The organism is Phytopseudomonas argentinensis (assembly GCF_900113905.1).
In the GTDB taxonomy this organism is placed as follows: Bacteria; Pseudomonadota; Gammaproteobacteria; order Pseudomonadales; family Pseudomonadaceae; genus Aquipseudomonas; species Aquipseudomonas argentinensis.
On the sequence record NZ_FORC01000001.1, the window covers coordinates 190889 to 212152 of the forward strand.

The 21264-nt window shown below is 56.2% G+C and carries 18 protein-coding genes; 8 read left to right on the top strand and 10 right to left on the bottom strand.

What is annotated here, in order from left to right:
- Position 1: 1 nt before the first annotated feature.
- From kdpC to BM154_RS00790, 6 genes are all read right to left on the bottom strand, one after another.
- Positions 2 to 595: a potassium-transporting ATPase subunit KdpC gene (gene kdpC / locus BM154_RS00765; protein WP_074879725.1), complete on the bottom strand. Its 594-nt coding sequence runs from the start codon at positions 593 to 595 to the stop codon at positions 2 to 4.
- A 22-nt stretch (positions 596 to 617) separates the two neighbouring features.
- On the bottom strand, positions 618 to 2669 hold the full coding sequence (gene kdpB / locus BM154_RS00770) for a potassium-transporting ATPase subunit KdpB (RefSeq protein WP_074879728.1): 2052 nt from the start codon (positions 2667 to 2669) through the stop codon (positions 618 to 620).
- 12 nt (positions 2670 to 2681) lie between these two features.
- Positions 2682 to 4373, bottom strand: coding sequence for a potassium-transporting ATPase subunit KdpA (kdpA, locus tag BM154_RS00775; protein WP_074879731.1), 1692 nt, complete (start codon positions 4371 to 4373; stop codon positions 2682 to 2684).
- 220 nt (positions 4374 to 4593) lie between these two features.
- Entirely contained in the window at positions 4594 to 5535 is a 942-nt protein-coding gene (locus BM154_RS00780) for an AraC family transcriptional regulator (RefSeq protein ID WP_074879734.1), read from the bottom strand.
- A gap of 27 nt (positions 5536 to 5562) precedes the next feature.
- Complete coding sequence (locus BM154_RS00785) at positions 5563 to 6396, bottom strand: oxidoreductase (RefSeq protein WP_074879736.1); 834 nt, start codon at positions 6394 to 6396, stop codon at positions 5563 to 5565.
- A 299-nt stretch (positions 6397 to 6695) separates the two neighbouring features.
- The gene (locus tag BM154_RS00790; RefSeq protein WP_074879739.1) at positions 6696 to 8489 is read right to left on the bottom strand and encodes a sensor domain-containing phosphodiesterase; all 1794 of its coding nucleotides are present in this window, start codon (positions 8487 to 8489) and stop codon (positions 6696 to 6698) included.
- Positions 8490 to 8749: 260 nt separating this feature from the next.
- On the opposite strand from BM154_RS00790, the gene BM154_RS00795 reads away from it, so the two are divergent.
- The gene (locus tag BM154_RS00795; protein ID WP_074879741.1) at positions 8750 to 10669 is read left to right on the top strand and encodes an ATP-binding protein; all 1920 of its coding nucleotides are present in this window, start codon (positions 8750 to 8752) and stop codon (positions 10667 to 10669) included.
- A gap of 432 nt (positions 10670 to 11101) precedes the next feature.
- On the opposite strand, the gene BM154_RS23635 is transcribed toward BM154_RS00795, so the two are convergent.
- The 4 genes from BM154_RS23635 to dbpB (BM154_RS00815) form a co-directional block, all read right to left on the bottom strand.
- A complete protein-coding gene (locus BM154_RS23635; protein WP_139225362.1) occupies positions 11102 to 12283 on the bottom strand; it encodes a DGQHR domain-containing protein in 1182 nt (393 codons plus the stop codon).
- On the bottom strand, positions 12268 to 13131 hold the full coding sequence (locus BM154_RS24255) for an HNH endonuclease (protein ID WP_074879750.1): 864 nt from the start codon (positions 13129 to 13131) through the stop codon (positions 12268 to 12270). Before BM154_RS24255 ends, BM154_RS23635 begins: the two co-directional genes overlap by 16 nt.
- Positions 13132 to 13323: 192 nt before the next feature.
- Positions 13324 to 13770, bottom strand: a complete 447-nt coding sequence (locus BM154_RS23640; RefSeq protein WP_139225363.1) for a hypothetical protein — start codon at positions 13768 to 13770, stop codon at positions 13324 to 13326.
- A gap of 31 nt (positions 13771 to 13801) precedes the next feature.
- Positions 13802 to 14848, bottom strand: coding sequence for a DGQHR domain-containing protein DpdB (gene dbpB / locus BM154_RS00815; protein ID WP_074879753.1), 1047 nt, complete (start codon positions 14846 to 14848; stop codon positions 13802 to 13804).
- Positions 14849 to 15017: 169 nt separating this feature from the next.
- Between dbpB (BM154_RS00815) and BM154_RS23645 the strand changes: the two genes are divergently transcribed.
- The 7 genes from BM154_RS23645 to BM154_RS00845 are packed head-to-tail and all read left to right on the top strand — an operon-like array spanning position 15018 to position 21226.
- Positions 15018 to 15953, top strand: a complete 936-nt coding sequence (locus tag BM154_RS23645; RefSeq protein ID WP_139225364.1) for a hypothetical protein — start codon at positions 15018 to 15020, stop codon at positions 15951 to 15953.
- Positions 15950 to 17077: a DGQHR domain-containing protein DpdB gene (gene dbpB / locus BM154_RS00820; protein ID WP_074879755.1), complete on the top strand. Its 1128-nt coding sequence runs from the start codon at positions 15950 to 15952 to the stop codon at positions 17075 to 17077. The genes BM154_RS23645 and dbpB (BM154_RS00820) overlap by 4 nt, the downstream gene beginning before the upstream one ends.
- A complete protein-coding gene (gene dpdA, locus BM154_RS00825) occupies positions 17074 to 18384 on the top strand; it encodes a tRNA-guanine transglycosylase DpdA (protein WP_074879758.1) in 1311 nt (436 codons plus the stop codon). The genes dbpB (BM154_RS00820) and dpdA overlap by 4 nt, the downstream gene beginning before the upstream one ends.
- Positions 18368 to 19441, top strand: coding sequence for a DGQHR domain-containing protein DpdB (gene dbpB, locus BM154_RS00830; protein WP_074879762.1), 1074 nt, complete (start codon positions 18368 to 18370; stop codon positions 19439 to 19441). Before dpdA ends, dbpB (BM154_RS00830) begins: the two co-directional genes overlap by 17 nt.
- 11 nt (positions 19442 to 19452) lie before the next feature.
- A complete protein-coding gene (gene queC / locus BM154_RS00835) occupies positions 19453 to 20157 on the top strand; it encodes a 7-cyano-7-deazaguanine synthase QueC (RefSeq protein WP_083414493.1) in 705 nt (234 codons plus the stop codon).
- Entirely contained in the window at positions 20154 to 20786 is a 633-nt protein-coding gene (queE, locus tag BM154_RS00840; protein ID WP_074879768.1) for a 7-carboxy-7-deazaguanine synthase, read from the top strand. The genes queC and queE overlap by 4 nt, the downstream gene beginning before the upstream one ends.
- Entirely contained in the window at positions 20786 to 21226 is a 441-nt protein-coding gene (locus BM154_RS00845; RefSeq protein ID WP_208609408.1) for a 6-pyruvoyl trahydropterin synthase family protein, read from the top strand. The genes queE and BM154_RS00845 overlap by 1 nt, the downstream gene beginning before the upstream one ends.
- Positions 21227 to 21264 lie beyond the last annotated feature (38 nt).

A 21264-nucleotide genomic window follows, 5' to 3' on the forward strand; every position in this document is an offset into this window, starting at 1 on the left:
ACTACCTGCTGTGGGCTTTATCGAGGGCCAGGTTGAGCAACAGCACGTTGACCCTGGGCTCACCGAACAGCCCCCATTGCCGGCCCTCGGTGTAGGCGCCTACCAGTGTCTGCACCTCGCCTGGCGACATGCCGCGCTCGCGCGCCACGCGGGCGACCTGGATCTGCGCCGCTTGCGGGCTGATGTGCGGATCCAGGCCGCCGCCGGACTGGGTGAGCAGATCGCCCGGTACGGCGCCCGGCTCGAGGCCCTCCTGGCTGGCAATTGCAGCCCTTTGCTCGTCGATGCGCTGGCGCAGCGCCGGGTTGCTGCGTGCCAGGTTGCTGCCGGCCATGGCCATCGGATCATAGCTGGCGGCCGATTGGCGCGCCCTGAAATAGCCGGGGCTGGAAAATGGCTGGGCTACCCACTGCGAGCCGATGACGACGCCGTTGCGCTCAATGAGGTTGCCGCTTGCCTGCTCGGGAAACAGGCCGTTGCCGATGCCGGTGGCGAGCAGCGAATAGCTCAGGCCGAAGCCCAGCAGGCTGATCAGCGCCAGGACGCAGGCGGGACGCAGCAGATTGCCCTGGGGCACAGTCGTTTGGTTGGTCATATCGTTCACCCAATGTAGTCGGCTACACGCCGATGGTTGCCGACAGCAGCATGTCGATCAGCTTGATCGCCGGAAACGGCAGCAACACGCCGCCGATGCCATAGACCAGCATGTTGCGACGCAGCAGCGCCGTGGCGTTGGCGGCACGCACGCGTACCCCGCGCATGGCCAGCGGAATCAGCAGCGGGATGATCAGGGCGTTGAATATCAGCGCCGACAGCACCGCATTGGTCGGGCTGGAAAGCTGCATCAGGTTGAGCCCGGCCAGTGCCGGAATTGCCCCGGCGAACAGCGCTGGCAGGATGGCGAAGTACTTGGAGACGTCGTTGGCCAGCGAAAAGGTGGTCAGCGCGCCGCGGGTGATCAATTGCTGCTTGCCCACTTCCACCACGGCCAGCAGCTTGGCCGGATCGGAATCCAGGTCGACCATGTTGCCCGCCTCCTTGGCGGCCTGGGTGCCGGAATTCATGGCCAGGCCGACATCCGCCTGGGCCAGCGCCGGCGCGTCGTTGGTGCCGTCGCCGACCATGGCCACCAGGTGACCGCGCTCCTGCTCCTGGCGGATGCGCGCCAGCTTGTCTTCCGGCCGCGCCTCGGCAACGTAGTCATCGACGCCCGCCTCGGCGGCGATGGCCGCCGCGGTCAGCGGGTTGTCGCCGGTGATCATCACGGTGCGGATGCCCATGGCACGCAGCTTGGCGAACTTCTCCTTGATGCCGTGCTTGACCACGTCGCTGAGTTCGATAACGCCCAGCACCTGGCGACCGTCGGCGACCACCAATGGCGTGGCGCCCTGGCGTGCCACCTGATCGACCAGTTCCTGCAGCTGCGGCGGTACCGAGCCGGACACCGCCAGCACATGGCGGCGAATGGCATCGATGGCCCCCTTGCGAATGACTCGGCCGTCGGCCATATCCAGCCCGGACAGGCGACTCTGGGCGCTGAAGGGAATGAAGGTGGCGTCCTTCGGCGCTTCACTGTTGACGCCGTTTTGCCGCGCCAGCCTGACGATGGACTTGCCTTCCGGGGTCGGGTCGGCCAGGGATGACAGCAACGCGGCTTCCTGCAGGCGGCCGAGCTGCATGCCAGGCAGTACATGAAAATGCGTGGCCTGGCGGTCGCCATGGGTAATGGTGCCGGTCTTGTCCAGCAGCAGCACGTCGACATCACCGGCGACTTCCACGGCCTTGCCCGACTTGGCCAGCAGGTTGGCGGACAGCGCGCGGTTCATGCCGGCGATGCCGATGGCCGGCAGCAGGCCGCCAATGGTGGTCGGGATCAGGCACACCAGCAGGGCGATCAACAGTAGCGGATCGATCCTGATGCCGACGAAGGCGGCGATGGCCGGCAGGGTGATGACCACGATCAGGAAGGTCAGGGTCATGGTGGTCAACAGCAGGCCCAGGGCAACTTCGTTGGGGGTCTTCTGACGGTTGGCACCTTCGACCAGGGCGATCATGCGATCCAGGAAGCTGTCACCCGGTTGCGCGGTGACTTCGACTATGATTTGGTCGGACAGCACCTTGGTGCCACCGATCACGCCGGAGCGGTCGGTACCGGCCTCGCGCAGCACCGGCGCGGATTCACCCGTCACCGCTGACTCGTTGATGCTCGCCAGCCCTTCGATGATCTCGCCATCGGCGGGAATGATCTCGCCCTGGGTGACGATCACCAGATCGCCCGGGCGCAGTTCGCTGGCGGCGATGCGCTGCGGCTCGCCGCGCTCGCTCAGGCTCTTCAGGCGGCGGGCGACCAGATCCTTGCGCGCCTTGCGCAGCGAATCGGCCTGGCCGCGGCCACGGGCTTCGGCCACCGCCTCGGCGAAGTTGGCGAACAGCACCGTGACCAGCAACAGCAAGGTGACGCTCCAGCCGATGGCGGGCGTGCTCTTGCCCATCAGGGTCAGCACGGCGCAGAGCAGCGTGCCGACCCAGACCACGGCCATCACCGGGTTCCTGAATGCGTGATTCGGCGCGAGCTTAGCGAAGGCGGCCAACGCGGCACTCTTCACACCGGCGCTGTCGAGCAACGCCGGGCGCTTGGGCTGAACGGAATGTTGGGTTATCTGAGTCATGGGAAATCAGCCTCAACGGGTGATGAACTGCAGGTGGTCGGCCACGGGCCCCAGCACCAGCACGGGCATGAATTGCAGCAGGGTGAGGATGGCGATGATGGCCATCAGCGTCAGGGCGAAGGTCGGCGTCTCGATCCGCAGGGTGCCCGGGCCTTCCGGCGTCACCCGCTTGCGCGCCAGCATCGCCGCGATGATCAGCGGCAGGATCAGAGCCGGGTAGCGGCCCAGGATCAGCGCCACGACGCAGGTCAGGTTCCACCAGTAGCTGGCGTCGCTCAGCCCCTCGAACCCTGAACCGTTGTTGGCGAAGGCCGAGGTGTACTCGTAGAGCACCTGGCTGATGGCATGGGCCCCGGGGTTGGAAGTGCCCGCCAGATCAGGCAGCAACAGGGTGAGCGCGGTGAAGCCGAGAATCACCAGCGGCTGCAACAGGATCAGCACGGCCAGGCACTTCACCTCCGGCGCCTCGATCTTGCGGCCCAACAGTTCGGGTGTGCGGCCGGTCATCAAACCGGCCAGGAACACGCTGAGCAGGAGGTACACGAGAAACTGCTGCAGGCCACAGCCAACGCCGCCCCAGATCGCGTTCACCAGCATGTTGGCGATGCTCACCATGCCGGTCAGCGGCGCCAGGGAGTCATGCATGGCGTTGACCGAGCCGTTGCTGGTCTGGGTGGTCACGGCGGCCCAGAGCGCCGAGGCGTCGGCGCCGAAGCGCACTTCCTTGCCTTCCATGAGGGCGCTGTCGCTGCTGGTCGCCGAGTGCCCCTCGGACCACAGCGCGATACCAGCCGACATCAGCGACATGCTCAGCATGCAGCCGAAGATCAGTGCGCTGAGCTTGGCCCGCCCGGTCAGGCTGCCGACCATGAACACCACGCTCATCGGCAACAGGATGATGGCCAGGGTTTCCAGCAGGTTGCTCATGGGAGTCGGGTTCTCCAGTGGCGCGGCGCTGTTGGGGCCGTACCAGCCACCACCATTGGTGCCCAGCTGCTTGGCCGCGACCATGGCGGCGACCGGGCCGAGGGGAATCTTCTGCTCGCTGATCTGCGCGGCGCCATCGAGCGGTTTTGCCAGCGGCCCGCCTTCCAGGGTAGAGGGCACGCCTTGCCAGGTCAGCAATACCGAAAGCACCAGGCACAGCGGCAGAAACAGGCGCACGGTCGGGCGAATGAGATCGGCCCAGAAGTTGCCGACATCGGCTGCCTCGCTCCCACCCGCCTGCCGGCGACCGCCGAACAGGCCACGCAGCGTGGCCACCACCAGGGCCAGGCCCATCATCGGTGTGATCACCTGCAGGCCCACGATGGCACTCATTTGCGCCAGGTAGGAAAGCTGCGCCTGCCCGGAATAGTGCTGCTGGTTGGTGTTGGTCAGAAACGAGACCGCGGTATGCAGCGCCAGATCCCAGCGCATGTTGGGGGCCGCATTGGGATTGAGCGGCAGCCACTGCTGGGTCATCAGCATCAGCCAGACCAGCAGGCCGAGCACCAGATTGCTCAGCAGGAAGGCGCCGGCGTAGGTCTTCCAACCCATGCCCTGGGCAGGGTTTACGCCCAGCAATCGATAAAGCGGGCGCTCCACGAGGGCGAACAGGCGATCCCCGCGCATCGGCGCGCCGCGCATGATGGCCGCCAGGTAGCGACCCAGTGGCCATGCCAGCGCGATGGCCAAGCCAAAAACGAACAGAAACTCAGTCATGATCCATGCCTTCAATGCCGTACTGGCGACCGAGGCATTCTTGAATCTATGGCCGTAAAGTCTCTATTGCGTTAAGCCCGTGATGCATAAATTAACCGTAAAGAAAGATCTGCAGCGCTGGTGATAGAGATGGCTTTACCTCAGCCGAGGCAGTCGAAGCCAGAAACGGATCTGCTTGCTCAGGCAACACGCGGCCTTTTCGAGCAATACCGGGCGCTCGTCAGTGTGACGATACGAAGGGCGACTGGGTCTGCGGAGCCGGCAACGCATAAGTCGCCTTCATCCAGGCGATTTCCGCCAGCGGCGTGCGACCGAAGAGCCTTTTGAAATCGCGACAGAACTGCGAAGCGCTTTCGTAGCCCACCATAAATGCGCACGTGGTGACCGTCAGGTGGTTGCGCAGCAGCAATAGCCGCGCCTGATGCAGCCGGGTGGACTTGAGGTACTGCATGGGTGATGAGTCGGTCACCTGGCGAAAGTGTCGGTGAAAGTTCGGCACGCTCATCTGTGCTTCCTGGGCCAGGATCCCGACATCCAGGTGTTCGTGGTAGCAGCGATGGATCTTGTGGATGGCGCGCGTCACCTTGCCGAACAACCCTTGCTGGGCGAGAGCCGCGCGCAGCGTTGCGCCTTGTTCGCCCATAAGGATGCGGTAGTAGAGTTCGCGCAGCATGGCCGGCCCGAGAATCTGGGCATCACTGCTGTCGGCCATCACTTGTAGAAAGCGAAGCGTCGACTGGCGCAGCGGTTCGTCCATGGGTGACGCGTACATGCCCATCGGCTCTGCGCTGGCGAAACCGCGTACCTCGTCGACCTGATGAATCAGCTCGGCGGCCAGGCTGAAGTCCAGGCGCAGGTACACCGCCAGCATGGGCTCGGTCGCGCTGGCGTCGGTCTCCATCGTGAAGGGCACCGGCACCGACACCACCAGATAATGCTGGGCGTCGTAAACGTAGATCTCGTCGCCCAGGTAACCGCGCTTGCGCCCCTGGCAGAGGATGACGATGCCGGGCTCGTAGAGCACCGGCGTGCGCGTGAGCGGTCGGTTGGAACGCAGAAAGCGCACGTCGTCCAGCCGGCTCAAGTTGTAACCCTCCAGCGGCGCCAGGTGGCTCATCAGCTCCACCATGCGTACGGTGGTCGAATCCTTGCTCGTGGCCATTGGCTGCCCTGCTCTCCTGCTCAAAGCTCAGCCATCGGTCGAACAGCTGAGTGCCTGCCATTGCTCGATACTCTCGGCGGTACGCTGCAGTTTCTCACGTACCAGGGCCAGGGCATCACTGCCCAGCAGCAGGTGCGCAGGCGGATTGGGGCTGGCGATCAGGGTCAGCATGGCGCGGGCTGCCTTGTGTGGGTCCCCCAGCTGGCGGCCGCTCTTTTCCTCCCGGGCCTGGCGCAGCGGATCGAAACTGGCGTCGTAGTCGCTGATGCTGCGTGGCGTGCGCTGCATCGAGCGGCCCGCCCAGTCGGTACGAAACGACCCCGGCGCCACGGCGGTGACGAAGATATTGAAGGGTGCCAACTCCTTGCTCAGGGTGTCCGATATCCCCTCCAGGGCAAACTTGCTGCCACAGTAATAGGCAATGCCCGGCATGGTGATATGGCCGCCCATGGAGGTGATGTTGAGAATATGCCCGGCTCGTCGCCGGCGAAAATACGGCAGAAAAGCCTTGGTCACCGCCACGGCGCCAAACACATTCACCTCGAACTGCTGACGCATCTCTGCCAGCGATGACTCTTCCAGCACCCCCTCGTGACCATAGCCGGCGTTGTTGACCAGCACATCCACCGGGCCGTGCTGGGCCTCCACCGCATCGACCACGGCGTCGATGGCAGCGAAATCGGTAACGTCGAGTTCCACCGCCACGGCCCGCTGCGGTGACAGCGCCTCGAAGGCCGCGCGGGCAGAATCACTGCGCACGGTGCCGATGACCCGGTGCCCCTCGGCAAGCGCCAGCTGGGCCAGCGCCTGGCCAAAACCGCTGCTGACACCGGTGATAAACAGGGTTTTCAATGCCTGCATGGCGCGCATTCCTGAACAGATGGGATGCCGCCATGCTAGGGCGAGGGGCAGCGCAGAACCATGCCGGATCGCATCGCTGTATTGCCCAATCCTATCCGTGCAGCTCGGCGTGATGCGCCGCACCTGCATTCGGCCAATGATTTTCGATCCACCGCGGGCCATCGATCGACCTCGCGCTGGCGTCGGGCTGAAGAACCCAGAGCCTGGCTTCTGCGCTCGTGGTTAGCGATCATCGCCGCCGATGCATTTATCTGGATGAACCGCTACGCCGCTTGGCGAGCAGACTCACGCACTTTGGCTCAGCCCTGCCCTGCAGCGTGCCAGGTACCCTCATTGAGCCAAGCCAGAAGATCGGCAGGCGAAAGCGGCCTGGCGATGTAATAACCCTGGCCCTGCTGGCAGCCCCAGCCTTTGAGAAGGTGGTAGTGCAGCTCGGTTTCGACCCCTTCGGCGACCACGGTCAAACGCAGGTCGCGCACCAGGCTGATCAGGCCACGGATGATATGCCACTCACTGTTTCCCGGCTGCAGGTCAGCCAACAGCGAGCGGTCGAGCTTCACGCTGGTCGCCGGAATCTGCCGCAGGTAGGCCCAGTTGCTGTAACCACTACCGAAGTCATCGATGCCGATGGCCACGCCCAGATGGCGAAACCGTTGCAGCTGTGCGCGTACGGCCTGGAAATCGGTCACCAATACACTTTCGGTGAATTCGAGCTCGATGAATCGCGGCGCCACGTTGCACGCCCGCAGGGCCTCGACCAACTGATCGAACAGCTGCCCGTCGGTCAGATCCAGGGCCGAGACGTTCAGCGAAACGGTCATTTCGATGCCCCGAGCACGCCAGCTCGCCAACTGCTCGCAGACGCGCCGCACGACCCAACTGGTGATGTGGCGAATCGAGGCAGTGGTTTCAGCCAGCGGGATGAATTCCGCGGGGCTGATCTCACCCAGGGTGGGATGCGACCAGCGCAAGAGTGCCTCGACAGCAACGCACCGGTTGCTGGCCAGCTCGACGCGAGGCTGGTACACCAACCTGAACTGATCAGGGGCCATGAGCGCCGCTTCAATGGCATTGAGCAGTACGGTGCTGCGGCGCAGACTCGAGTCGATCACCGGATCGTAACTGAGCCAGCGTTGCTCGCTGCGGCGCGCGGCATCAGTGACGCTGGCCATCAGGCGCAGGATATCCGTTGACGCTTCGCCCTCCCGTTCCAGCCCCAGCACGCTGATACCCACATCGGAAAAGACCGGAACGCCGCCGCTGTACAGTGGGCGATCGAATGCAGACACCATGCTGCTGACCAGGGCAGGTATCGAGGGCACCATGGATGGCTTGAGCAGGACCACAAAACCCAGGGTTCCAGGGCGATACAACCGCGCCCCCTCGGGTAGCAACGCCAACAGCAACTCTTTGACCGCCAACATGAAGCTGGCAAAAAAACCGCCACCAAGCGCCTTGGCCAGCCTGTCCATGCCTGATGCCGAAAGCGGCTCGATCAGTATGGCGACGCGGTCGTCCTGCTCGGGCGCGTCGACAATGTCCGCCTCAAACCGCTGCCGGTTGGGCAGGCCCGTCATGGGGTCGATGTAATGCGCGCGATGAATCGACTCCAGTCGCGCGACCACTACCTTGGCCGCGTTGCGCAGCAAGCTGCGCCCCGCTTCGTCCATGGGCGGATGAGCCTGATGATCGATAACGCAAAGCCTGCCCAGGCTTCGCCCCGACTGGACCGTCAGTGACGCGCCGGCGTAGTAGCGGATGAAGGGCGCGCCGGTGACCAAGGGGTTGGCTGAAAAGCGCGGGTCACCCAGCGGGTCGCATATCTCGGATACCCCACCTTCATCCAGGCCATGGACGCAGAAGGACATCTCGCGTGATGTCCGCTCTGGCTCCATGCCGATTCGAGCCTTGAAGACCTGGTAGTCGCGCTCGATGATGCTGACCAGTGAAGTGGGCACCTGGAAGTGGGCGGAGATCATCGCCACGACGCTGTTGAGCACAGGGTCCGAGTCGCTTTCCAGGTCAGACGTCAAGCGGTCTACGTCGACCAGCCGCGCTCGTTCTTCTTCGGGCGAAAGATTGCACTTGGTCATCTTGTCCACTATCGGTGAGGTAACGACTGGAAACGTCGCATTCGGTGTCGGGTTGGCTCGTTGAGCTTAGCTACACTGTTCGAGGCTCACAATCGCACTTGGCCATCGCACCGTTAGTGAGAAACTATGAGTTTCCCTGCTGGGCTGTTTAAAGCTGTAGAACCTGCTGCCGATAGCTGCAGATGGTGGCAGACTATCGCGGTAGCGACCGCCAGCGTCTTCACATCCGCGTTTTCCGACCGGGCCCACCGGAGCCACACTTGATCAGTATTCTCTCTCGCAGTCTTGAGCTGGTGCGTCGACTCGCCCGTACTCAGCCAAGCACGCCAGTGCGCTATGCGGGCACGGTCATGGTGATTGCGCTCTGCGCCGCCTTGCGTGTGCAACTTCCCTTCACGGCACTGCCCTACCTGTTTTTCATACCCGGCCTGATGTTCATCGGCTTCTGCTTCGGCGTCGTGCCGTCGGTGTTGGGCTGCATTCTGGCAGTGCTCACCGCGCACTATTTCTTCATTGGCGATATTGGTTTCAACGACGGCTTGACTGCCTGGATCAGCAGCGCGAGTTTTGCCCTGGTGACCTTCGCCATGGCGATAGTGTGCGCCTTGTTCCGGAGAACCTTGAATACCCTTTCCGATGTCAACGAGCGCCTGGAGCATGAGATCGAGCGCCGTACATTGGAGCGAGATGGCATCTGGAACATATCCCCTGACCTGATCTGTACCCTGTCCGAAGGCGGGGAAGTGATGGCGATGAACCCCGCCTGGCAGATCGAAACGGGGCATACGGATCAGGCGCTCAGGGACAGTGGCTTTTTCAGCTTCATCTCGCCGTCACAGTTATCGGACGCATTGCGCAGCCTGGGCAAAAGGTCCATCGCGGAACTCGATACTCAGGGCTTTCGCGCCAACGGAAAACCGTTGCATCTGAACTGGAGAATCGCGCGTCGACAGGGGCTGTACCTGGCGGTGGCGCGGGACATCACCCTGTACAAGGAGCGTCAGGAAGCCCTCGAGCAAGTGAGCTCGCAGCTGCAGCAGAGCCAGAAGATGGAGGCGGTGGGCCAATTGACCGGTGGTTTGGCCCATGACTTCAATAACCTGCTGACCGTCATCACCGGCAGTCTGGACATGCTCGACAAGCGTATCGCCCAAGGCAAGTACGAGGAGCTGTCACGCTTCGTCGGCTTTGCCCGTAATGCCTCCGACCGCGCGGCATCGCTCACCCACCGGTTGCTGGCCTATTCCCGGCGCCAGCCCCTGGCGAACTCGGTGGTCGACCTGGCATTGCTGGTTCAGGACATGCGAGAACTGATCAGCAGGACGCTCACCCCACGGATCGAGCTGGAGGTACTGACACCGGAACACGCCGTGCTGTGCTTTTGCGATGCCCACCAATTGGAAAACGCGATCCTCAATCTTTGCATCAATGCACGCGATGCCATGCCCCACGGGGGCCGTTTAACGATCGAAATCAGCCAGGCGCGCATTGACTCGACACAGGATTCTGCAGTCCTCGGCCCTGGGCAATACGCGGTCTTCCAAGTGACGGATACCGGCACGGGTATGCCACAAAGCGTAATCGCCCGCGCCTTCGATCCATTCTTCACCACCAAACCCCTGGGTTCCGGTACCGGCCTGGGGCTGTCGATGGTCTATGGCTTTGCCCAACAGTCATCGGGGGATGCGCGGATCGAATCGGTCATGGGTAAAGGCACCACGGTGAGTCTTTTCCTGCCGCTGAGTCACGGCCAGACGATAACCGCCGATGTCAGCGAGCCCGCTGAGCTGGGGAGCGATCTTCAGGTGGGAAACGTCTCGATACTGGTGGTCGACGATGAGGCGGCCATTCGCGATCTGATTGGCGAGGCACTGGAAGAGGTCGGCTATCAGGTCACCAAGGCGGGGACCGCCGCACAGGCCCTGCTAGAGTTGGAGCGGGCGCCTGAAACGGTACTGCTGATCACCGACATCGTACTGCCTGCCGGCATGAATGGTGACGAGCTGGCCGTGGCCGCGCTCTCCATGCGACCGACACTCAAGGTGCTGTTCATTTCAGGCTTCCTTGAAAATGCTGTGCCGGCAATCGCGCTGAAAAGCGGCCAGACCGAACTGCTGCAGAAGCCCTTCACTGTAAAGGCGCTCAAGACCATGATCCAGCGATTGCTCGCAAAAGGCTGAGCGTAGCGCGGCGCCAGTCCCGCCCCAGGCAGTCGAAACAACGCTGTATGGCTCATCACCCTCACATCGCCGGCACCATCACCCGCCCCTGCTCGGCCGCAAGCCGAGAAGATGCTGATAAAGCAGACAGGATGAAAACGTCCCGCAAAAGCCCCAAAAACAAAAAAGCCCGATCATTGCTGATCGAGCCTTTATGTTGGGATTATTTGGTCGGGACGGAGTGATTCGAACACTCGACCCCTTGCACCCCATGCCAGAGGTCGACCTCATAACACATTGATTTTAATAGGGTATTTATGAGCGCTCGCTGCAGCCAATGCTCTACTCCACCCAACGGCTTTCAACGATTCCCCGCAAAAGTCCCTGACTGGGATAGCGCCAATTTGAATGGCTATTCAGATCAACACTGGACTGCCAACAGCTTATTAGCAATTAGTCGACAACGTCTTCGTCCGGAGTCAGAGCCGCTCCACCATGTTCAGACAGGTACCCCTGGAGCCAATTCCGATTGATGACCTTAAGCCCCTCATACCAATCATCGTCATTTGCCTTATTAAAAGAGAGGGTTTCGAGATCAGACATCACCATGTCACGCCCAGCTCGAGTGTCATAGCTTGAACTTGCCCACTCCGCCTCAAAGAACAATGGATCAAGTGTCGCAAGCACATCACTTGTGACAGATCTGACTTTATCGGGATCACCGGGATCAACCTGATCTCGGAGTCTTGGATTACGAGCCCAAGTCTTGATAGTGGAACAAACGAACTGCGTCATACAAGTCAGACCTACCTTGGATAGCAACTTACTATCCGCGACAAATAAATGCGCCCACTCGTCCTTGATCACACTCCACATCGCGATCAAAAATGAATTGAGGCTATCAAGATCTTCAAGTTCACCAAATCCTAGCGACTTTGCCTCAGAGGCCATAGCCTCGATAGCAGCGGGAACGACTATACGTTGCTCGGGAGGGTTATTAGGCCAAGCGACTATCCCGCTGAATGGACTTTCAGGATCTTCGTCTAACACGCCCACGGAACCCAAGTTCGTATTAAGGGCAAGACGCGCCGTTTTAAGACGCGCCTCAAGTTGCTCTGATGGGTAGTTCAAAGCCAGAGCCCGAAGATGATCAAGCGGAACTTTAGCCGACTTATTATTAATGACCAAAAACTGAAAAGCCATCTCAAGGTCAGTAGCTTCTATAATTCCAACAATTGGAACAATCGTATTCGGATCAACCTTCTCAAGGCCGCGCAGACGATGCTGTCCATCAATGATCAGGCCAGGGTGCGGATGCTGATCCCTCGTCTCGAAACGAAGCTTACGTATACCTCCCTCTCCATCGAACTCAATCCCCCTCAAACCGACAACAATTGCTGTTGGTATTGTGTTTTGAGGATCATCTCCGAAAAAACGACAGATACTATTAATACGACTTTTCTTCGGCTCACGCTGAGGTGCCATACGATTATCAGGCCCTAGACGATCTACATCGGCCCAGGCAGCCACTTCCCCCGCAGGCGCATGAAATAGCGCCAATAAAGGGCCTTGGCCATCGGCACGTTGATGAAAAATGAAAGCATCATATTCGTAACGCATCAGTTCGGTGTCCATATTACGCTGGTGCGAGAATCGTCGTGAACTCGCAAATTGAAAAAGTCGTAGCCTTGCTCACTATCGATCCTAACTGGAGGTTCACGCGGACCTATTGCCAAAAAAGCGTCTTTAAGAGAACTGCCATTTTGCTGTGAATACGACATTGCAGCTCGTACGTGAAGAGCCATCTTTGCTTCCTTCGACAGGCTGCTCAAAGCATGAGTCTCATCAATGTCGGCGAATACAATAGGCTGTATCCAGGCCATCTGCCAGGCAGCGATATGCCCCTTAGCACTGTTACACGCCCCACAGGCCGGCAAAAGATTAGCCTCAATGGTATCGCCCCCCAAAGCTCGAGGCCACACATGATCCACTGTAGGCTTAAGACCTTCTGGAGCGTCCTCAAAAAATGCGCCGAACTCCCGCCCGCAACTATAACAATAATTCGGGCTATTTCGAATGACAGTTCTTTTCAGGCCTCGGCTAGGTTCTTTTGGCATTTGCTCTGCGCTGGTTAGAACCTCTTCAATGAAGATACCGAAATCTCCCCTATATTCGAGAGGAGTTAGCTGAATAGTATCGCAGGCACGAGCACGCAATGTCATGACCTGCTGAGAACGATCTAATGGATACTGCTCACGTACGTCATGGGCCAACCGCAGAAGCCGCTGCTGGAGGTGAAGAACCGAAGCCCCAACGAAAAAATTAGTCAAATCACTGAAACGCCGTCCCAGTCTAAGGCCGGTCCCCTGCAGAGTATCAGCCAAAAAACGCCACTCCAGATGGTTCTGAAGTAGCAGAAAAAGCAAACGCTCACCAGACGTCTCGGAAACCCAAGGATCACCATCGCCTATCAAATCAATCATGACAGCACACCCAATCGTACAAGGTAGCGTTCTCTTTTCACCATCACTAATTACTAATTACTAATTACTAATTAGCGTGAGACTCTAGCAACTCAGCCAAACACCCATTCTTCAATTAGCCATTCGTCTACAGCAGCCGACCAAAAACCAAATGCAACACACTCAATTCAACCCAAGAAAACTTTTGAGAGGCTACCTTCCATCACAAAGACTTGCTTCCCACCCAGAAACCTCATCGCACAACGTCTTAAACAGGAAACTTACAATTTTACCCCTCCCCTCTCCCAAGGAGACTGTAAACGTAGCCACAGACAGAACCATAGCACTCGCACTCTTGAGAGTGCTTGTTGTTCGAACCACACTAGATACTCTATCAAATAACGACAGCATTTCTTCCTGAGAAAAATCCAAACAACTTACGACGTGAGCACCTGGGTCATTCATCAAAATATAAGCACGAGTACGCAACCCGTACAACTCCATCAAAACACCATAGCCACTCACCGCGAACGATTTATCCGCCACAGAAACACTCTGCAACGCCGCTTGTGATTCACCAACAAAACTCAGAAGCCAAGAAGAAAATTCTTTAACCAAAAACTGATCAGACAATGCACGCGAGGAAAATTTCTCAGACATAACACCACCGTAATGACTGTAACATTAGAATCTAGAAAGACTTCCTTCTAACGATCCTAGCCAGATAATCAGAAAGCGCATTTATATCACTATGCAGATTTTGGATAGAATTCCACGACCGAACACCACTCCTAAACTTCCACTCCCCAGAGCCTTCAGTCCAAGCCGTATGTCCCACTAATTTTTGAAGACCAATTTTAAACATCGGAGCGCAGGGCGCCCCCTTCTCGCAAATTGCCTCCATCACGAATCCCATTGATATTATTCCAGCACTATGGACAAGCCTAGAAGTTCTCGGAATATGCTCATACCAGGATGCTCCGAAAACATCTTGCACCGCCTCAAAGAACTCGCTTATCGCAAGAAAGCATCTATCTTCCCCATCCGACAACTCAATAGTCTCTCGACAGTATCCGTCCGACAGCGAATTCATAACTAGCCTTTGAACAGCGTTATCGCTAATAACGCCCCCGGGATTCGTATGCTGCTTGATCTGCCCTAGCAATGATGAGCGAGAGTCAAAATTAAGTAATTCAACCACTCGTGCCGCTCGCGCACGATCCGTCATCCGCCTGGGCAAACCATCAACCGCAGGCAGCAACTCATATATCAGCGACTTAGGCAATGGACTGGTATTATTTACCAAAATAAACTGCCTACGCAATTCTTCAGATGTCTCACAAATAAGAGCTGATACCAGTAGTTGAAAATCACGTCCTGGCAACCCCGCCATAGCAGACAAACGTTGCTGGCCATCCACCACAAATCCAACAGGTCCTTGCGAGACATCCACTTCAATCTCAACCAAAGCCCCAGCTTCACCCCTAACCCGAACACCGCCGATAAAGGCCAGAACAATGGCATTAGGCATCACGGAATCAGACCGCCCCAGGTAGTCTCGTATCTCTCTGATGTGCCTTGACACAAGCGGTCGCTGGAAACCAGAGAGGTGTCCGCACTCATCTCGCCTTACTCGATCAATAGAAGCGATTGCCAGGATCTGCTCAGCAGTCGCTGCAAACGAAAAAACTTGGTGATTGGGGCTCTGACGGGCCCGAATCGCAGCAAACGTGAGCAAAACATCGTCCTCATTTCATCAGTTAAATACCAGATGAGCGGCGGCCCCACCTGGTACCGACAAGGGACTCACAACTGACCAATTGCGCTGCCCCATGCAGTTATTCGATGGTAGGATTGCATACCCAGAAATAACTGCAACCCTTCAACGCAGAGATGCAGCAGTTTTTATGAGCACCGTCATCATCACCAACTGCACAAACCGCAAGCGGCTCGGGGGGCAACCCCCACTGGAGCTATGCACCGCTCAGAACCAGTCGCTAGCGGCCACGGCGGCCACCTGGATACAGCAGGTAAAGGCAAGAACCTTCACTCGCCCAGCTGAGTCGCTTTACACGGGCAGGAGCGTGCAAGACGCGAAATGGGTGGCACGGAAACTTGATGCAGAACTGATGTTCGCCTCAACAGGCCTAGGTTTGATCGGGGGCGAGCAACCCTGCCCGTCTTACAATCTAACTGTCGCAGCAGAGCCCAACTCCATTCGTCCATGGCTAGCGCGTATGGGTCTGACCCCTTCAGACTGGTGGGACGCGGTCAACAATCACTGGCAGCGTCCCAATCCATTAGCGACACTTGCTAAGCGCAGAGACATTAATCGCATCCTGATAGCGCTATCCGCGAACTACATCGACCTAGTCGCGAACGATCTAGAACAGATCGCGACTGACGACCGGTCCAAACTGAGGTTCTTCACTTCACGCCCCGGTATTGAACGACTACCGAAGCAATTCCGCTCGTTGGCTATGCCTTATGACGATCGCCTTGAAAGTTCGCGATTCGCTGGCACCCGAGCCGACTTCCCACAAAGGGCTATGCGACACTTTGTCGAACTTACCAACGCCTCTACCAACCCCGTCAGTGCAGATTACCAAGCTGTCAGCGCCGCCATGTCTGCACTCCCGCTAGTAGGCACCATAAAGAGACGTCGCGCCTCAGATGAAGAAGTGAAAGCGTTAATGATCGAAGCATGGGATGCTCAGAAGGGTAGTTCCTCTCGCCTTTTACGCTACCTGCGCGACGATGCACTGGTTGCATGCGAGCAATCTCGCTTTAGGGGTTTATGGCTTGAACTGAAAAGCCGCAGCATGCTACGGAGTATAGTATGAGCGGAAAAAATCAAGAAATTGTTGTGCGCGCACTGCGCACTACCCAAGGCGACAACCTGGATGTTTATGCACTCTTTATTCGCGGATCTGACTTGGTGCGTATTGCTGATATTAGCCGAATCTCAAGGGACGACAGTGACACCCTCAAAGGGTTTCAGCGACCCGAAATACGTAGTCATGTAAAAGGGATTATTAATTACCTGAACCAAGGTGATGTACTTTTCCCTAACGCAATTATTCTAGCACTGTCGCCCGAAATAAAATTTATGGCATCTCGCGGCAGCAAACCTACAGGCGATGAGGGCATTGCACAGGCTGGCACCTTAAGAATCCCGCTTCATGCTGAGGGTCTTCGATCAGCCTGGATCGTTGACGGCCAACAACGTGCCTTGGCACTAGCAAAAGCAAACAATGCGGACTTACCAGTTCCAGTTGTCGGGTTCGTATCAGACAATTTAACCACTCAGCGAGAGCAGTTCATTCTCGTCAACAAAGCCAAACCACTACCAACAAGGCTAATAAATGAACTACTACCAGAAACAGGAAGTATACTCCTGCCGCGAGAACTGAGCGCTCGAAAAGCGCCTGCCGAGTTATGCGGCTTACTAAACCGAGACCCTCGCTCGCCGTTTTATCGGCTTATAAAACTTTCTTCTGATAGAGAGACTTCTGACGCTGTAGTCACAGATACGGCCATCATAAAGATGATCCGCACCAGCATGACCAACCCCCTTGGCGCCCTGTACCCCTACAAGTCAAACGATGAAGAAAAAACCGACGTTGAAGCAATGTATCAACTGTTAGTTTTATTTTGGCGGGCTGTTAAAGAATGCTTCCCTAACGACTGGGCACTTGACCCTAAAGAGAGTCGCCTAATGCACTCTGCAGGCATTGCAGCTATGGGCTACATAATGGATCTCGTTTGCGCCAAGATAAGCGGACAAGACGCCAACTACAGCCTCATATGCAAAGAAGTTGAAAAAATAGCCCCCCGTTGCGCTTGGTCCTCGGGAAAGTGGCCGCTGCTCAATGTTGCTTGGAACGAAGTGCAAAGCACACCCCAGGACATTAAGCACTTACAGGACACCCTACTTCGCATCTATATGAATAGTTCGCGCGCATGAAATTTTTATACGCTGACACACAAGATTACGTCGATCCCGAATATGACTTCCTCAATGACCGCAACGCACCTGGAAGAAAAAGATACTGGGACGACCAATATGCCCATGAAATGATGTCACCCGCACCATATGATGGACTACTGGTGTCCATGAGCGCGGTACGTCCTGCTGCGGGTGTTTCTAACTCTAAAGTTCGTTACTCCACAGCAGAGCAGCAACGCTTCTTAAGAGAAGGCGCGCGAAAATTTCTTCGCCTGAGTGAACAGAAGTTTAAAGACACCATGGTAATGGGTGACTGCGGTGCATTTGCTTACGTAGAACACCCCATACCTGCCTATGCTCCTGCCGAAGTAGTAGATTTCTATGCAGATGGAGGCTTCACTCACGGATGCTCTCCTGACCACATCATTTTTAATTGTGACTCAAGCAACCCGCCTGCAGAAGATCAAGACGACGATATAATCTATCGTTACAATGTAACGCTTGATAATGCAAAAGAATTTCTTCGTCTAACGAACGAGGCAGGTAGACCTTTTGAACCCCTCGGAGCCGTTCAAGGCTGGTCGCCTAAGAGCATGGCAGCAGCTGCAAAATCGCTTGAGGATATGGGGTATCGGTACCTAGCTATTGGTGGATTGGTCCCTCTAAAGGTGGAGCAGATACATGAAGTATTGAAGGAACTTCGAGCGACTATCAAGGCGGAGACTAATATTCACTTACTAGGCTTTGCCAAAGCTGAGCGAATCCACGAGTTCACTAACTATGGCATCACAAGCTTCGATTCGACGTCCCCTCTCATTCGAGCATTTAAAGACGCAAAATCAAATTACTACCTAGAAAACACAACAAGCAAGCTAGATTATTACACAGCAATTAGGATCCCCCAAGCAATAGAGAACCCAAAACTACTGCAAGGTATTAAACGGGGTATTCTCAGCGCGGAAGCACTTCAAGAAAAAGAAGCCATAGCACTAAAGACCTTGCGCCATTACGACAAAGGTTTAGCTGATTACGAGGCAACCATCAGCGCACTAACCGACTATTTACGACTTACCCTTTCAGGCTCAATTTCATCTACTGAAGAACTTGAGAAGGAAGTAGCCAAGAGCATTCGCCTGATAACACCTACTCTTATAGATAAGCCTTGGAAAAAATGCCAATGTTCTATCTGTCAGTCGGCAGGAGTCGAAACGATAATATTCAGGGCAAGCAATAGAAATAAGCGTCGAGGGTTCCATAATCTGGGCGTATACCATCGACACCTACAACGCACTCTAGAAAAGGCAAGAAATGATCTATCGATTTAAAGGCATCCGAGCAAAGCAAGCGCCCAACCATGACGTCTTTACTTTTGCCGCGACCCCGAAAGAAATTCTTGCCTTCTCGGAAATCGAAAGGATCGGCCGAAATGAAGAAGGCCATTTACGCGGATTCCAACGTCATCAGGTCGCCTCTCATATTCAGGAAATTCGTGACTATCTTCTTCGCGAGGACGCCCTTTTACCGAACGCTGTGATTCTTGCGTTTCTAGATGGAGTTACCATAAAAGATGTGGGGGATAGCATTGTTGAGGTAGTAGTAGATTGCACTGAGCAAAAGCCTGGATTCGTGGTCGATGGGCAGCAGCGCCTCAGTGCATTAGCCACAATGGAGAAAGGTGAGTTCCAGGTATTCGTTTCAGCATTAATTTGCAAAGACTACAACGAACTGAGACAACAGTTTGTTCTTATTAACAATGCGCGCCCACTACCGAAATCCCTAATATATGAATTACTCCCTTCAGTTGATGGATTGCCAGAACGATTTACTAAACGGAAGTATGCCGCACGCATTATCGACCTTCTTAACTCGACTCCTGGCTCTTCGCTTTTCTGCGAAGTCAAGCAACACACCAATCCAAGAGGAATGTTGAGCGATACGGCAATGCAAAAATTAGTTATGAACTCTGTCAGCGATGGAGCGATTCAACAATTAATGCAACACGAAGACTTCGAGGGACGCTCATTTGAGATCATCAACAATTTCTTCCATGCCGTAAAGACTGTATTTGGACCCGAATGGAGCGGCCTAAGCCCAAGGCACTCCAGATTAAAACACGGCGCAGGAATAATTTCCCTTGGCTTCGTAATGGACGAAATTTACGCTAAGCACGGTACATCCAAGAAAGATGGATTCATTGACGGGCTAAACTTACTTAAAAAACATACTGCCTGGACCAGTGGACAATGGAAATTTTCTGAGAGTGATATTCGTCCTTGGAATGGCGTTCAGAACACACCGAGCGATATCGCACTACTTTCAGATTTCTTAACTCAAAAAATCAGAAAAGAATACCGACAGAAACAAACCGATATGAAGCTTTAATGGAGGTCACTATGCACAAGAACGCACTGGTTCTGTTCTCCGGCGGTCAAGACTCCACGACCTGCCTTGCTTGGGCATTAGATCGATACGATCATGTTGAAACGATAGGCTTCGATTACGGGCAACGCCACAATGTAGAACTTGAGTGCAGGCGTCAGGTTCTTCAGCGCCTTCGCACTGACTATCCCCGCTGGGGAGAAAAATTAGGGGACGATCACTTCCTTGACCTGAAACTTCTTGGCCAGATCAGCGATACCGCGATGACATCTGAGAAGGAGATCGAGTTCAAGGAGAACGGCCTCCCCAACACCTTCGTCCCCGGACGTAATCTGCTGTTCTTTACCTTTGCTGCCGCCATTGCCTATCGAAGAGGGCTTAGCGTGCTTGTGGGCGGGATGTGTGAGACGGACTACTCAGGCTATCCAGATTGTCGAGACAACACCCTGAAATCGTTGCAGGTCTCTCTCGGCCTTGGCATGGACATGCCGTTGGTTATTGAGACCCCTTTGATGTGGCTGGATAAAAAAGAGACTTGGGAGTTAGCCAAAAGCCTTGGCGGATCTAGTTTTGTAGAACTAGTTCAAGAAGAGACCCATACCTGTTATCTAGGAGACCGCCAACGCAGACATGACTGGGGATATGGCTGCAACGAATGCCCTGCTTGTGAGTTGCGCCGGACCGGCTTCGAAGCATTCAAGCGAGACAATGACGCATGACCTACAGCGTCAAAGAGATCTTCTACACCCTGCAAGGCGAAGGGCTTCGGGCTGGCAGACCAGCCGTGTTCTGTCGATTTGCAGGTTGTAATCTTTGGAGTGGTCGGGAAATTGACCGGTCAAGGGCCGTTTGTCAGTTCTGTGACACCGATTTCGTGGGCACCAACGGAACCTTGGGGGGCAAGTACTTGACTGCAGAGGCCTTGGCCGAGCGAGTTTCCTCGCTATGGCCAGTTGCCCAAGAGCATCGCTATGTCGTGCTCACAGGAGGCGAACCGTTAATGCAGGTCGATGAAACCCTGATTGCATCACTGCATGATCAGGGATTCGAAATCGCTGTCGAGACCAATGGGACCATTCTGGCACCGGCGGGGATCGATTGGATTTGTGTTAGCCCTAAAGCTGGGGCCGACTGGGTGCAGCGTAGTGGCCACGAATTAAAACTCGTCTATCCGCAGCCTGGCCTACTCCCAGATGCCATCTCTGATAGCGACTTTCAGTACTACCTACTGCAACCTATGGATGGGCCAATGCAGAAACAAAATACCCGCTCCGCCATTGCCTATTGTCAGGCCAATACTAAATGGCGACTTTCCGTACAAACACACAAGATATTGGAGATCCGCTGATGTCCACGCCTGTAGCTGCTCCTCCTTCTCCTTCTTCCGCCGCTGAGACCATGGTCAATTCGAATAGCAAGACGGTCTGCGAATTGTCGCAGCGGTTCTTCTTCGAGGCTGCCCATACGTTGAATCGTGACATAGAGACTGAGAGTAGCCGCCGCATCCATGGACATACCTATGAAGCGGAGGTCACCGTCGCAGGTCAACCAGATGCCACTACCGGCATGCTAATTGACCTAGGCTACCTACGAAGTGAGATTGCCCGTGTTCGCGAGATGCTCGATCACCGACTACTTGACGAGGTGCAGGATCTGGGGCCGGCCACAATCGAAAACCTGTGTGCTTTTATCCGTAAACAACTTGAAGATTCAGTGCCTAGCCTATGCGCCGTGATGGTCGAACGTCGCCTCAGCGGTGACCGCTGCGTGTTACGCTGGACGCGGTAGACTTTGATCACATAGGCAACGCTGACGGATTGCTCACT

Coding starts and splice junctions, on each gene's coding strand:
- kdpC (WP_074879725.1), bottom strand. CDS start 595: ATGACCAACCAAACGACTGTGCCCCAGGGCAATCTGCTGCGTCCCGCC.
- kdpB (WP_074879728.1), bottom strand. CDS start 2,669: ATGACTCAGATAACCCAACATTCCGTTCAGCCCAAGCGCCCGGCGTTG.
- kdpA (WP_074879731.1), bottom strand. CDS start 4,373: ATGACTGAGTTTCTGTTCGTTTTTGGCTTGGCCATCGCGCTGGCATGG.
- BM154_RS00780 (WP_074879734.1), bottom strand. CDS start 5,535: ATGGCCACGAGCAAGGATTCGACCACCGTACGCATGGTGGAGCTGATG.
- BM154_RS00785 (WP_074879736.1), bottom strand. CDS start 6,396: ATGCAGGCATTGAAAACCCTGTTTATCACCGGTGTCAGCAGCGGTTTT.
- BM154_RS00790 (WP_074879739.1), bottom strand. CDS start 8,489: ATGACCAAGTGCAATCTTTCGCCCGAAGAAGAACGAGCGCGGCTGGTC.
- BM154_RS23635 (WP_139225362.1), bottom strand. CDS start 12,283: ATGGACACCGAACTGATGCGTTACGAATATGATGCTTTCATTTTTCAT.
- BM154_RS24255 (WP_074879750.1), bottom strand. CDS start 13,131: ATGATTGATTTGATAGGCGATGGTGATCCTTGGGTTTCCGAGACGTCT.
- BM154_RS23640 (WP_139225363.1), bottom strand. CDS start 13,770: ATGTCTGAGAAATTTTCCTCGCGTGCATTGTCTGATCAGTTTTTGGTT.
- BM154_RS23645 (WP_139225364.1), top strand. CDS start 15,018: ATGAGCACCGTCATCATCACCAACTGCACAAACCGCAAGCGGCTCGGG.
- dbpB (WP_074879755.1), top strand. CDS start 15,950: ATGAGCGGAAAAAATCAAGAAATTGTTGTGCGCGCACTGCGCACTACC.
- dpdA (WP_074879758.1), top strand. CDS start 17,074: ATGAAATTTTTATACGCTGACACACAAGATTACGTCGATCCCGAATAT.
- dbpB (WP_074879762.1), top strand. CDS start 18,368: ATGATCTATCGATTTAAAGGCATCCGAGCAAAGCAAGCGCCCAACCAT.
- queC (WP_083414493.1), top strand. CDS start 19,453: ATGCACAAGAACGCACTGGTTCTGTTCTCCGGCGGTCAAGACTCCACG.
- queE (WP_074879768.1), top strand. CDS start 20,154: ATGACCTACAGCGTCAAAGAGATCTTCTACACCCTGCAAGGCGAAGGG.
- BM154_RS00845 (WP_208609408.1), top strand. CDS start 20,786: ATGTCCACGCCTGTAGCTGCTCCTCCTTCTCCTTCTTCCGCCGCTGAG.